The organism is Terriglobales bacterium (assembly GCA_035567895.1).
Taxonomy (GTDB): Bacteria; Acidobacteriota; Terriglobia; order Terriglobales; family Acidobacteriaceae; genus Gp1-AA112.
In genome coordinates, this window is record DATMPC010000105.1 from 75,923 (window position 1) to 89,682 (window position 13,760).

Annotated in this window: 8 protein-coding genes; 5 read left to right on the forward strand and 3 right to left on the reverse strand. The window is 55.9% G+C overall.

Translation table 11 applies throughout. The features are described 5' to 3' along the window. The first annotated feature begins 220 nt into the window (after nucleotides 1-220). On the forward strand, nucleotides 221-3,748 hold the full coding sequence (locus VNX88_22685) for a TonB-dependent receptor (protein HWY71492.1): 3,528 nt from the start codon (nucleotides 221-223) through the stop codon (nucleotides 3,746-3,748). Nucleotides 3,749-3,818: 70 nt separating this feature from the next. Here the strand turns inward: VNX88_22685 and VNX88_22690 are convergent, their stop codons facing one another. Together VNX88_22690 and VNX88_22695 are read right to left on the reverse strand one after the other, a co-directional pair. Continuing rightward, nucleotides 3,819-4,544: a urate hydroxylase PuuD gene (locus VNX88_22690; protein ID HWY71493.1), complete on the reverse strand. Its 726-nt coding sequence runs from the start codon at nucleotides 4,542-4,544 to the stop codon at nucleotides 3,819-3,821. Nucleotides 4,545-4,553: 9 nt separating this feature from the next. Then, on the reverse strand, nucleotides 4,554-4,688 hold the full coding sequence (locus tag VNX88_22695) for a hypothetical protein (GenBank protein ID HWY71494.1): 135 nt from the start codon (nucleotides 4,686-4,688) through the stop codon (nucleotides 4,554-4,556). 73 nt (nucleotides 4,689-4,761) lie between these two features. Here VNX88_22695 and VNX88_22700 point away from each other — a divergent pair, with 73 nt between their 5' ends. Together VNX88_22700 and VNX88_22705 are read left to right on the forward strand one after the other, a co-directional pair. Further along, on the forward strand, nucleotides 4,762-5,697 hold the full coding sequence (locus tag VNX88_22700; GenBank protein HWY71495.1) for a polysaccharide deacetylase family protein: 936 nt from the start codon (nucleotides 4,762-4,764) through the stop codon (nucleotides 5,695-5,697). A gap of 244 nt (nucleotides 5,698-5,941) precedes the next feature. Then, complete coding sequence (locus tag VNX88_22705; GenBank protein HWY71496.1) at nucleotides 5,942-8,242, forward strand: transferrin receptor-like dimerization domain-containing protein; 2,301 nt, start codon at nucleotides 5,942-5,944, stop codon at nucleotides 8,240-8,242. A gap of 73 nt (nucleotides 8,243-8,315) precedes the next feature. Here the strand turns inward: VNX88_22705 and VNX88_22710 are convergent, their stop codons facing one another. Continuing rightward, nucleotides 8,316-10,628: a glycoside hydrolase family 2 TIM barrel-domain containing protein gene (locus tag VNX88_22710; GenBank protein HWY71497.1), complete on the reverse strand. Its 2,313-nt coding sequence runs from the start codon at nucleotides 10,626-10,628 to the stop codon at nucleotides 8,316-8,318. A gap of 78 nt (nucleotides 10,629-10,706) precedes the next feature. On the opposite strand from VNX88_22710, the gene VNX88_22715 reads away from it, so the two are divergent. Then, the gene (locus tag VNX88_22715; protein ID HWY71498.1) at nucleotides 10,707-12,884 is read left to right on the forward strand and encodes a glucan 1,4-alpha-glucosidase; all 2,178 of its coding nucleotides are present in this window, start codon (nucleotides 10,707-10,709) and stop codon (nucleotides 12,882-12,884) included. A gap of 130 nt (nucleotides 12,885-13,014) precedes the next feature. Beyond that, nucleotides 13,015-13,617, forward strand: a complete 603-nt coding sequence (locus VNX88_22720) for a hypothetical protein (GenBank protein ID HWY71499.1) — start codon at nucleotides 13,015-13,017, stop codon at nucleotides 13,615-13,617. Nucleotides 13,618-13,760 lie beyond the last annotated feature (143 nt).

Sequence of the window (13,760 nt, forward strand, 5' to 3'; positions counted from 1 at the left end):
GGTGGGACGAACTGGTGTTGATAAGGGATGTAAGTGGTTGATTTTCATAGCTTAACAAAATTTTACGACTTGGTAACCCGACTGCTCTACCGAAGGAGTCGTTTTCCCTTTTGGGAAGCAGGAGGCGCGAGTTCCCCTTGCTCGCACGGCCAACTCCCTCAGCCTTAAGCTTCGACGCCTTTCCAAACGGGTATTCCAACAAACTTCTCCAGGAGGCAGCATGCAAAGAGTTCGCTTCGTTAGCGGAAGCACTGTCCGGCGATTGGTGGCGCTTCTTAGTCTGGCGTTTTTGATCACAGCACCACTGTTCGCGCAGTCAGCGGCTCGTATTGAAGGTACTGTGCAGGATCCCAATGGCGCGGTGATTGCAAACGCCAAGATTTCTGCCGTAAACATAAAGACTCAGGCCCACTTTGAGGCCGCCACAAGCGATCACGGGCAATTTGTTCTTCCGTCCGTGCCACCTGGGATTTATTCGCTCACGATCGAATCCCCGGGCTTTCAGAAGCAGATTGTTGAAAACGTGGAAGTGAACGTCGGAGCAGTCGTCCCTGCGCTTATCCATCTCAAGGTTGGGCAGGCTCTTGACACAATTACGGTCGAAGCCAACGCGCTTACAGTCCAAACCACTTCTTCTGAAATCTCGCGTCAGATCACGATTCGTGACATCGACACCCTTCCGCAGCTCGGCAGAACTCCAATTACGCTTGCCGCCTTCCAACCCGGTGTTCAGCTCAATCCCGGCGATGTCACCTTTTCGCACGTGAACGGACAGAGGGGAGGGAGCAACAACTCCTCGCTCGATGGAATCGACGTGAACGATTCGCTGGTGCCGCGTCTTGGCCTCTCGCTCACCGCCAATAACACCGACTCTGTGGGTGAGTTCCGGATCGTTACTGAAGGCGGCAAGGCAGAATACGGCCGCAGTGCCGGAGCGCAAGTCGACTTGGTAACGCGCAGTGGAACCAACAACTATCACGGCGACGCTTTCGATTACCTGCGCAATACCGATCTGAACGCCAACGATTACTTCAGCAACCTGTCTGGTACACCTCGTCCAAAATTCATCCAGAACATCTTCGGCGGATCGTTTGGTGGCCCCATCCAGCACGACAAGACTTTTATCTTCGGCAACTATCAGGGACGCCGAACCAAGCAAGAAATTGTCCGCAACCGCCAGGTTCTGAGCACACTGGCACGGCAGGGAATTTTCCAGTGGAGAGACTCGAGTGGTCTCCACAGCTTCAATATTGCCGCTAACGATCCGCGCAAGATCGGAGTGGATCCCGCAATGGCGAAGCTGTTTGCCCTTGTACCTGCTCCGAACAACCTGGATACCGGCGATGGACTCAACACCGTGGGATTCCGCTTCAACAATCCCAACGACAGTATCGAGGATCAGTTCACCATCAGGGGCGACCACAACATCACCAACAACATCAAGGCATTTCTGCGGTGGAGCTGGCAGCGGAATTCCGCGATCGACAGCCTCAACAATGCCGATGCAACTTATCCTGGACAACCGCAAGGTACGCAGGGCGGACATCGCTGGGGCTTCGCTACTGGTGCGGATTGGACGATCAGCAATACCTTGATCAACGAATTCCGGGCGGGACACCAGAGCGCTTCAGTGACATTCGCGCGGCCAGCGCGACTCAAGGGTCCCACAGTTATTACCAATCTCTTTAACCCCGATCCCATCAACTCGGCCTACGCTCAAGGGCGAAACTCTCCCGTGAACGAGTTCACCGACAATATGACGAAGGTTCACGGCAATCACGCATTTCGTTGGGGCGGTAACATTCGCCGCACGCTGCAGACCGGCTTCAATGACAACGGTATCTATCAGAACGTGACTACGGCAGTGGCTAACGGCAATACACCGCCGGCATCTGCGGCACCTGCCGGACTCAGCAGCGCACAACTCTCGACCTTCCAGCAGCTCTATAACGATGCCCTGGGCCGCATGGACGCAGTAGCGGAAACGTTTTATAGCCGCGACCTATCTTCGTTCCAAGCCCCGGGTACCACTCGCCAACGTGACTACCTGCTCACAGAGATGGGCTATTACTTCCAGGATGATTGGAAGTTCTCGCCCAGACTGACCGTCAATGCTGGACTGCGCTGGGAATATTTCGGCATGCCGCATGAGAAGAACGGAATCCAGGCAACTGTCATCGGGGCGGATCAGGTTACACCCTTCAACACGAGCACGAATCTGACCGTTCAGCCCAGCGATGCTTTTTACAATAAAGACTGGAACAATTTCGCTCCCCGTGTTGGGTTCGCATGGGACGTAAAAGGTGACGGAAAAACAGCCGTCCGAGGCAACTACGGTATTTTTTATGACCGTAACATCGGAGCCGTTGTCAACACTGTGGATGGCAGTACCCCAGGCTTTTCGCAGGGTGTGACGGTATTTCCCAACACCTCAACAACAGATGTGCGCGTCAACGATGGTGTCCCGCTGCCCCCGCAACCGGCAGCACCGGTCTTAACGCTACCGGTTACCAATCGCACCAGCAGCATCGCACTTTTCAATCCGAACCTGCGAAGTGGCTATGTCCACCACTTTGCGCTAAGTATTCAGCGGGAAGTGCTTCACAACACCGTTCTCGAGGTTGGCTACGTGGGTACACGCGGAGTCAAACTGTTTATGGATCGCGATCTCAACCAGATGAAGGACGGCGGACAGTTTCTGTCGGACTTCAAGGAGATTCAGGCGTTCCAAGCAAACGGCACCGCACCCTCGGCCGGGAATCTGTTGGTGAAGATGTTCGGAACGCCGGCATCTGTGATCAGTTCGCTCGGCGCTTCCAACTTCACCTTGGGCAATATCGCTACGGCAGCCAATACCCTGGATCGTTCTTTCAACAGCAAGTACGCTGCCGCCGGTCTGCCACAAACCTTTATGCGCAACTACCCACAGTTCAACCAGGTAGTTTGGGGTTCGAACGATGGCAGGTCCTACTACGACGCATTGCAGGCCAGCCTGCGACGCACTACCGGACTGCTGAAGACTTCGGCGAACTACACCTACAGCAAGGCGATCGACAACATCTCGATCGAAGGCAACGGATTTGGCGCGGCTAACAATCCCGTTGACAACTTCAATCTCGCGTTGAATCGTGCCCGCGGCGATTTCGACCACAGGCACAGCTTCAACTCATCGGTCATCCTCACCCTCCCGTTCGGGAAAGGACAGCGTTTCGGAAGCAACATGCCGAAATGGCTCGACACGATCGCTGGCGGATGGGAAATTGGTACTCTCTTCGTTCTACAGGATGGAGCGCCGTTTACGGTGTATTCGAATCGCACCACTGGTGGTTTGACCGCTGCCAGTACTACGAGTGGAACGTGGGCAAACTTCGCAGGCACCGACAAGAACATCGGAACCCCGCATTACAATCCGGATGGCAGCATTACCTTCTTTACGCCGGATCAGGTGGCTTTGTTCAGCTTCCCGACCGCTGGTTCGGTCGGCAATTCTGGCCGAAACGCCTTCCGTGGTCCGCGCTTCTTCAACGTCGATTCATCATTGGTGAAGCGCTTCAAGGTCACGGAGAGTCAGGCTGTGACGTTCCGGGCGGAAGCTTACAACATGCTGAACAATCCCAACTTCGGCATTACAACCGGCAACCTCAACCTGAACAACCCCACGACACTGGGAAAGATTCAGTCAACTCTCGGCGGAGCTCAAGGTACCTCGTCACGCGTTATGCAGCTTGCTCTGCGTTACGACTTCTGAGACCTGGGGTTCATAACAGGATTCTCGATAGGCCAGCCGCAAGGCTGGCCTTATTTTTTTGTCTGCGAGTCTAAACGCCGAAGAGAGGGAAGTGGCTGGCCGCGGCCATGAAGAAGATGATCACTAACGTTAGGTCGAAGCTGAACCGCGAAGTGAGAGCGGCTTGCCGGGCGAGCGTGGCAGCTTCGGGCGGCATCGGCGATCCGTTCTTGCCGGCGGCCTCCATCCAGCGCAGGATCTTCTTGTTGGCGCGCCACACAATTCCCCAGACATTGAGCAGAAGGAAGAATCCCATTCCGCCGCCAATTCCGATGGCGAGGGAACGATTGCTCTCCCAGCCGTGCGAGTTGATGCGAAGGAAGAGCCAGCTTGCGGCTATCATCACTACTGCCGATCCGATGAAGAGCAGGGCAGCATTTCCGACACGCAGCAACGCGTAAAAGATGATCCAGACAACGATCCAGATCAGGATCCAACTGCCGAAGAATGCCCCGGCATTTCCGTGCCCGTTCTTGGCTTCGGCTCCTGCGATCTGGCCGAAATAGGCGAAGCCGCTTAGGACGGCCACAAGAGAAGCCCAGCGGAACCAATTCAGCGTCGGCCACATCAGCGGGGGCAGCACGCGCGTGCGCGTCGCAGGATCGAGTCCGGCAGAAAACTGAGTGCTGACGAGGTTGAAGAAATAAAGGAAGCCGATCCAGATAATAGAGCTCACGATGTGAAGCCAGCGCCAGAACAGCTCGACGTTGACGGTCATGCCCTGCGGCCAGTGAACGAGAGGTGCGGCGGGGGCCATTCGCGTGGTCTACCGCCAAACCAGGAAAGCGATGCCTGCTATCAGTACCGCAAGCGTAGCGGAGACGGCGGTGCAAAGCAGCAGCGTAATGCCAAACTCAAATGGATTTCCCGGAGTCTGGTTGTGCGGTTGGTAATCGCTCATGCGGACTAATGTATGACCTGCACGCCTGAGTATGCAACTCGGGCGAGATGGCTTACACTTTCGGTTTCAAAATATGCGGCCAACACTCCTGCTTGGGTTTCTGTTAGCTCTTCCGATTGCCGCGCAGCAACTGCCGCAAGCTGGCTCGGCAAAATCCGCGCCTACCGTGCAGGAGAAGCTTGGATATCCGGCAACCGCGCGGCTGCTCATTATTCATGCCGACGATTTTGGGATGTCGCATTCCGTGAATCGTGCAATCTCGCAGGCGTTAGAGAACGGTTGGGTGACGTCGGCTAGCATTCTCGTGCCATGTCCCTGGCTTCCGGAAGTCGCGCGGTGGGCGCAGTCGCACCAGCAAGCCGATTTGGGAATTCATCAGGCGCTCAACAGCGAGTGGCGGGATTTTCGGTGGGGGCCGGTAAGTTCGAAGGACAAAGTTCCGAGTCTGCTCGATGAGCAAGGATATCTTCCACTCCTCGAAAGTCAGGTTGTACCGCGAGCCAAGCCTGCTGAAGTAGAAACCGAGCTGCACGCGCAAATCGACCGAGCGCGCGGCATGGGCATTCCTCTAACCCACCTCGACACGCACATGGGTGCGCTTCTGGGATCGCCTGGGCTGATCCAGGTCTACCGCAAGGTCGCGCAAGACTATCACCTGCCGATTCCGCTGAAGCGAGCTAAGAACAGCGACCAGCTCACGTTGGCGCCATCGGAAGGGCTGGTTGATGAAGTTCTGCAGATCACTCCCGGCGTGCCGCCCGAGCAGTGGTGGAAGACCTACGAGAACATGCTCCAACCGCTCGGGCCGGGTGTGTATGAATTAATCGTTCACCTTGCGTATGACGATGATGAAATGCGCGGCGCGACTTGGAATCATCCTGACTGGGGCGCGGCATGGCGTCAGCATGACTTTGACATGGTGAAGAGTTCGGAGTTCCGGCAGTTTTTGAAGGACCAAGGATTCGTGCTCGTCGGCTGGAAGGATTTGGCACGTGCTTGGGCAAAGTAAGTTTGTATTTCCCGCAGCACGAAAAGAAACGGAAACCATGAATACCGTCGTCCCTCGCGCGGTTGTTTCGCGCGGGGGATCTGCTTCTCTCTTGGTCCATTCAACAAGAACGGGACAGCAGATCCCCCGCTCCGCAGCTAAGTTTCTCGCCCTGGAAGCTACATCGCTGCGGAGCGAGGGATGACAGTTCTAAATGAGAACTGCAGTGTGAGTCGTACGAAGAGCCATCACTTAGGAGGAAGCATTGTCATCATTCAGATCGTTGCTTGCCTGGATTCTCATCCTTACTTTTGTTCCATTCAGTTCAGCACAGCAGACGCCTTCCGCAAATAATTCACCGAAAACTTTGATCGGATACACAACCGACTCCTCGCGCGCAGAGCGGGAGTGGGAGCAGAAGTTCCGCGAGATTCCCGCGCCCGATCAGCTGCGCGAGAACATGCGTCGGCTGAGTGCATTCCCGCATCACGTCGGCTCGGCGTACGACAAGGACAATGCTGAGTGGATGCTAGCGAAGTTCAAATCATGGGGCTTCGATGCCCAGATTGAGAGTTTCGACGTTCTCTTTCCCACTCCGAAAGAGCGGGTGGTTGAACTGATCGCGCCGACAAAGTATCGCGCCAAACTGGAGGAGCCCCCGGTTGCGGGCGATCCAACGTCGAGCCAGACACAACAGCAACTGCCAACGTACAACGCTTACTCGGCTGACGGCGATGTGACCGGTCCTCTGGTCTACGTGAACTATGGAATGCGCGACGACTATGACCAGCTCGATCGCATGGGCATTTCGGTAAAAGGCGCGATTGTGATCGCGCGTTACGGCGGCGGATGGCGGGGTATCAAGCCGAAGGTTGCGTATGAGCATGGCGCAAAGGGCTGCATCATCTACTCCGATCCCGCTGACGATGGCTATGCTCCGGGCGATGTTTATCCCAAGGGCGCATACCGTCCGAAAGAAGGCGTGCAGCGCGGAAGCGTGGAAGACACGGATTATCCCGGCGATCCGCTCACTCCCGGTGTTGGCGCTACCAAAGACGCGAAGCGACTGGCGATCAGTGAGAGCAAGGTCATTCAGAAAATTCCCGTGCTGCCCATCTCGTACGAAGACGCGCAGCCGCTGCTGGCTGCGATGGGCGGCGAAGTGGTGCCGGAGAAGTGGGCGGGCGGACTGCCGATTACCTATCACATGGGGCCCGGACCGGCGCAAGTGCACCTCGTCGTGAAGTCGAATTGGGACATCAAGCCTCTTTACGACGTTATAGCGCGAGTCCCTGGATCGACTTATCCGGATGAATGGGTGATCCGCGGCAATCATCACGATGCCTGGGTGAACGGCGCGGATGATCCCATTTCGGGAGCGTCGGCCGTCCTTGAGGAAGGGCGTGCGCTGGGAGAACTTCTCAAGCAGGGCTGGAAGCCCAAACGCACCATCATTTACTGCCTGTGGGACGGGGAAGAGCCCGGTTTGCTCGGGTCCACCGAGTGGGTCGAGACTCACTTACCGGAGCTGCGCCAACACGCAGTAATGTATGTGAACTCTGACAGCAATGGTCGTGGCTTCTGGCGCGCATCGGGCGATCATCGTCTCGAACGCTTCATCAACGACGTTGGACGCGACATTCAAGATCCGGAAAAGCCGCAGCTTACGGTTTGGCAGCGCGCGCGGTTACAACGCATCGCACGTGCGAGCGGAGCCGAGGACCGTGGTGATTTGCGCCGAGCGCCACAGCTCCGAATCGGGGCGTTAGGCGACGGCTCCGATTACGCTCCGTTTCTCGATCACGCAGGCGTGGCTGCGTTGAACCTTGGATTCGGTGGCGAAGGAGGAGGCGGGGTCTATCACTCGATCTACGACGACTTCTATTGGTACACGCATTTTGCCGACACCAAGTTTGTCTACGGTCGTGCGCTTGCCCAGCTCGCCGGCACGGCCGTCATGCGAATGGCCGATGCGGAGATGCTTCCGCTGAGCTTCGGCGATTCCGCAGACACAATTGCCCGCTATGTGAAAGAACTTGAAACCCTGCTCAAGACCGAACAGGACAAGCAGAAGGAAGTCAATCAGCAACTGGATGAGGGCGTGTACGAGGCGACCTCTGATCCTGAGCATCCAACTGTTGCTCCAAAACGGGAAGAGTTGCCGCCGTTCATCAATTTCGCTCCACTGGAAAACGGTAGCGCAGCAATGAAGCGCAGCGCCGACCATTTTGAGAAAGCACTGGCAAAGGCGCAGGAGCATGGCGGGTCGGCTTACTCGAGCAATGCGCTTCAGAAGCTCAATCATAAGCTCATTGAAGCACAGCGCGCGTTTCTCGATGAGAACGGTCTACCAGAGCGGCCGTGGTTCAAGAACCAGATCTACGCCCCTGGCGCCTACACGGGGTATGGAGTGAAGACCATTCCTGCCGTTCGCGAAGCTATCGAACAGAAGAAGTGGTCGCAGGCGGAGCAGGGGACGCAGACGGTCGGCAGGGTGCTGCAGGCCGAGGCAGACTTGATCGAAGACGCTGCCAAACAGTTGGAGGCTTTGGATCAGGCAAAGTAGCTCCCTCGTTGCTAACGACTGTCATCCTGAGGCCAATATCGGGGCCTCAGGATGACAGACGTGAGAGGTATCATCAGACCCGCTCCGGCTCCGCCGCTTCGAGAGCGATGCGAACTTCCTTGGTTCCCAGAACGGTATGCCTTGCCTTCAATACAACGTTGCCGGGTTCGTGCTTAGCACGAACCCACACAGCGCCACAGCCACCGAAGAGGCTGAACGGGTTCTCACCGATAAGCTCCGCTGGGCCCTCCAGGCTCAGTGCAATTGCTCCTGTGGAGTAGCGCCGCAGATTACCGTGTTCGTCGGTAACGCGCATGACGACGCGCGTACTGTCGGCGCCATCAGCGACCAGTTTTGCATCATCAGCTGACAGCAAGAATTGCCGGTCGATTCCGGCGTGTGCGTAATGTTTTTCTACGACCTTCTTCCCAGCCACGTATCCTTCGATCCTGAGAGGCGCGTTCCTCGGTCCCTTATGTAGGTTCACCGTATAAGGTGGATGGGGCAGGTTGCCGAAGGCCGCGCGATCGGGATCGGCCTCTGCCGCCAGCCGGTCACCGACGTAGAACTTCAGATGGTCGCAATTGGAGCAGACCACTGCAGTCTCCATCACCTGGCTCCAATCGTCCGCCGCGGACCACTGAAAAGCTGGTTCCAACACAATCTCTTCGGAGGGATCGCATTGTGACTGGTAGAAAAATGCCGCGGGCTTGGGCAACCGAAATATGTCGCTCACCCCGTGGTAACAGATGCGATCACCGGATCCGAATTCCTCGTGCGTGTCGTAGTCGAAGGCGCACCAACCTAAGCCTCCAGCGTATTGCGGGCTGCTTGCGATTGTGTTGTGCACTCGCGCGTGCCGCCGGATATGCTCGGCGAGCCGTTCGCCGCTGTCGTTCATTTTCGTCGGATAAGTGTGACCACAGAATTCAGTGTTCAGATAGGCCGGATGGTTGGGCGGCTTCAGCGGGAAGCCGAAGTCGTTCATGGTGAAAACATTTTCCAGGAACTCCGATTCCTGGAAATAGCGAACGCCGCCAGTTTGTCGTGTGGAGTCGAGCTCGTGCGCCACGGCGTTGGTTTTGACGTAGAAGTCATGGTGGTCGCGTGACTCGTTGATGCGCACACCCCAGAGAATGATCGACGGATGATTCCAGTCGCGACGCACCATGCGGCGAACGTTATCGATCGAGATCTCCTGCCACTTCTCATCGCCAACGTGCTGCCAGCCGGGGATCTCCTCGAAAACCAGGAGGCCGAGTTCGTCACAGGCATCGAGAAAATCCGGGGATTGCGGGTAGTGCGATGTCCTCACGATATTGCACTTGAGTTCCCTTTTCAGGATGTAAGCGTCGCGTCGCTGACCACGCGCGGCCATCGCCTGACCAACGAACGGAAATGTTTGATGGCGGTCGAGTCCGCGCAGCTTAACCTCCTGCCCGTTGACTTCGAAACCATGATCGGTGAAGCGGGCGTTGCGAAAGCCGAAGCGACGGCGGTCTTCGTCGATCGTGGTCTCGTTTTGCTTGAGTCGAACCACCATGGTGTACAAGTTGGGATTCTCCAGGTCCCACTTGCGAACCGAGCCAAACCCGCTGAGCGTGACGTCATAGGCCACCGGATCGACTGCCGCCGCCGCTGGAACCGTTTGGTGAGCTGTAGCCACGACGCGATCCTTATCACGAAGTTCCACTTCCAAAGTGAGCGGGCTTGGTTGGGCGTCGAGCCGCCCGATGAAACAGGAAGCAGCCACGGTCGGCCGGTCCGAGAGAACATTGCCGGGCCTAACAAAGATGTTTTCGATGTACGTGGACTGCACAAGACGTAGACGCACGTCGCGATAGATTCCACCGAACGTCAGGTAATCGATCTCGCCGCCAAACGGAGGAACATCGGGGCGTTCCGTGGAATCGAGCTCCACGGCAAGAAGGTTGTCGGCGTTCCAATTGATGTGTGGCGTCAGGTCAAAGGAGAAAGGCGTGTATCCACCCTTGTATTCGCCGAGACGCTGACCGTTAATCCACACAGTCGAGGCAGTCATGGCTCCCTCGAAGTCCGCGAAGATATGCCGACCGCGGGCTTCGGGCGGGAGCCGGAATTTGCGGCGATAGATGGAGACGAACTGATAAGACTTTTCGTCGAAGCTATGCCACGGAAGCATCTTGTTGGTGTGCGGAATTGTCACCTGGTCGAATTTGGAATCGTCGAAATCGGTAGCAGTATCGTTCTGAGCCCGCTGCGCGCTGAATCGCCAATTCCGGTTGAGAGGAAAAACGAGTCGCCCAGAAGGCGAGCTGTTCGGTGTTGGAAGCGTGAGCGCGTCTGATTGAAACGCCAGAGTGGCAAGCGTTGCCGACCCAGTCTTCACAAAGTCTCTTCGATTCATTTTGTAGGTTGATCCAGTGAGATTGCGAGCGGGACAGTGTTTCAGAAACAGGTTCTCTCTGCAATGGCATTGTCGTCGATGGCTCGCTCTCTCCCGACAGCCAGCGCCGTGCACTCGTATAAAATCGGCAGCATGCGCCGTTTCAACGTGCTTTCTTTTCTTTTCCTTGTCTTGTCCATCGTATCTGTCCATGCGCAGCTCGCTCCCGGAGCTCCTGGCCAGATGGCACATTGGACCAGCGGTAATAAGCAGGGTGTAGGTACTTCGAATTCGTTAGGTTCTCACGTTTGGTTTACGCTCGGCCCGGATGGCGTTCTCAACGAGGTCTACTATCCCACCGTCGATAAAGCGAATACGCGCACGTTGGAGTTCGTCGTCACCGATGGCAAAAGTTGGGTAGAGCGGGAGTCCGAAGATACTACGCATCAAATCGAGGTTCCGGATACCGAGGTGCTCAGCTTCCGCGAGGTGAACACCTCCAAAGCAGGCCGCTACCGCATCACGAAGACATACATTACCGACCCAGAACGGGACACTTTGCTGATTCAGATACGTTTTCAGCGTCTGAAATCCGGTCAAGTGCAGCTCTATGTACTGTACGATCCCTCCATCAACAACAGCGGAATGCACGACACCGGTTATAGCGTCGATGAGACGCTGGTTGCCTCTGACAACGGGGTTGCCTCCGCACTTGCCAGCAGTCTTCCGTTTACTAAGACCACTAGCGGGTATTTAGGAACAAGCGACGGTCTCGTGGAGCTCAGAAAGTCATTCGCGCTCAAGAATACTTATGCGCGAGCGCAGGATGGCAACGTTGTGCAAACGGCTGAGCTTCCCTCGGCGGCGACTCGCGATGTGAACTTCACCATCGCTCTCGCGTTCGGACCCGAAGGCGAAGTGGCGATAGAGACTGCCAGAAAATCTCTGCAAAAAGGCTACGAGCACGCATATACGGAGTACGCGAAAGGATGGAGGGATTGGATCGCTACGCTGAAGCAAGTCGATCCAAAGTATCGCGATCAATATCAGATTGCCGCGATGGTGATGAAGGCGCACGAGGACAAAACATATCGCGGTGCCGGTGCCGCCTCGCTCACAATCCCATGGGGAGAGGAGACCGACGCCGATCAGCCTTCAGTCGGCGGCTATCACTTAGTGTGGTCGCGGGATTTGTACGAGGTGGCGACCGCTTTTTATGCCATGGGAGATAAGGAAGCTGCGGATCGGGCGCTGAACTATCTCTTTAGTGTGCAGCAGAAGCCAGATGGCTCCTTCCCGCAGAATTCATGGCTTGATGGGCGCCCATTTTGGGGTTCGCTTCAGATGGACGAAGTCTCGTATCCGCTGATTCTCGCCTGGCAGTTCGGACGAACGGATTCGCAGACCTACGAGAAGCACGTGAAGCCTGCGGCGAACTTTATTGTAAAGAATGGCCCCGCTTCGCCTCAGGAGCGATGGGAGGAGCAGTCGGGATATTCTCCTTCCACGATCGCTGCCGAGATCGCGGGATTGGTCTGTGCCGCGCGAATCGCGCAGATGAATCATGATGATGATGCGGGTGTACAGTGGTTGAACACTGCCAATGACTGGGCTAATAAGCTCGAGACTTGGACTGTAACCCAAAATGGGAAGTATGCAGACCATTATTTTCTTCGTTTAAGCCAACATGGACAACCGAACTCGGGGGAGATCATCAACATCGCCAACAAAGGTGGTACGTGGGACGAGCGTGAAATTGTCGATGCGGGATTTCTCGAGCTAGTGCGTCTCGGAATTCGACCTGCCGGTGATCCACTCATCGAGAAATCCCTTGGAGTGATTGATTCCGTCATCAAGGTCGACAGTCCAAATGGTCCGGTTTGGTATCGCTATAACCACGACGGCTATGGCGAACAGGCGGATGGCCATGGTTACAACGAAGTAGGCATTGGCCGGTTGTGGGTTTTGCTCGCGGGAGAACGCGGCGAATATGCGGTCGCGTCGGGAAAGGATCCCGCACCTTATCTAGATGCCATGCAGAAGATGGCCAATGCCGGCCATATGCTTGGCGAACAGGTCTGGGACAGAAAGGAGTCTCCAGATCCGAACCGCTTCCAATTTGGAGAAGCGACGGGTTCTGCGACACCGCTTAATTGGACCTGCGCGCAATTTGTTCGACTGGCTGTCGCTGCTGAAGATAAAAAGCTGCCAGAGACGCCGGCAATCGTAACCGAGCATTTTGCTCAGCGAAAGCCTCAAACAGGCTCTCTTCGCTAAATGCAACAGCATCTTCAACTTTCCATACCACCTGTACGACAAGTAGTGCCAAAGTGGGAGCGCGTACCGTAAACCCTCCTTGCTTGGCCATATAATCTTCGCAGCGGAAAACTTCTGCTGTGAGGTTATTTTGAAGAAGACGCTTGTAACGATCGCTTGCGCGGTGTTCATGTCTGGGTTTGGGTTTGCGCAAAAGGCAGATTTCGCCGTTCTGGTCGGCGGCATATTCACAACGGACAAGACTCCTAGTTCCGGCACTGGAACGTGCCCGACCGGCAATCCATTCTGCGGACAGACGATTCACACGCCAGCGAAGATCTCGTTTGAAGGAGCGTTGGGCGTGAGAATGCTCAACGCGCATATTGTGTCGCTCCACTTAGACCTCCCGGTGGTTGGAACGCCTACGCGGACAGTGATTCAAGGTGGATTTCGACAAGACTATTCGACCGTCTTTTTCACTCCGGGGGCCCGCTTGAAGCTTGCGGTCCCATTCTTTTCGCCATTTGGCGTTGTGGGTGGAGGTTTCGCTCACGTCTCGCCTGACTCCACCGGAACTTCGAATCCTGGCAGCAGCACGGTTGGAGCATTTCAAATAGGTGGTGGATTCGATCTCACGCCATTACCTCTGATAGGGCTTCGATTCGAGGCACGTGTATTCCATACTGGGACTCCAAATTTTAATATTGGAGAAAACCAGGTCTTCGCCGGAGCGGGACTCGTTCTGCGGTTCTGATTTTGGCAATCGCTATTGCACCTAAGTTCTGAACTGGCCCTCAACGGGGCATGTGATTTTCAAGTCCCATTGGTCGCATGTCCCTCTGTCAGTGACGTTACTGAAGAATCCCTTTTAAGCAGCAATTGCCTTGGAGTGAGCTG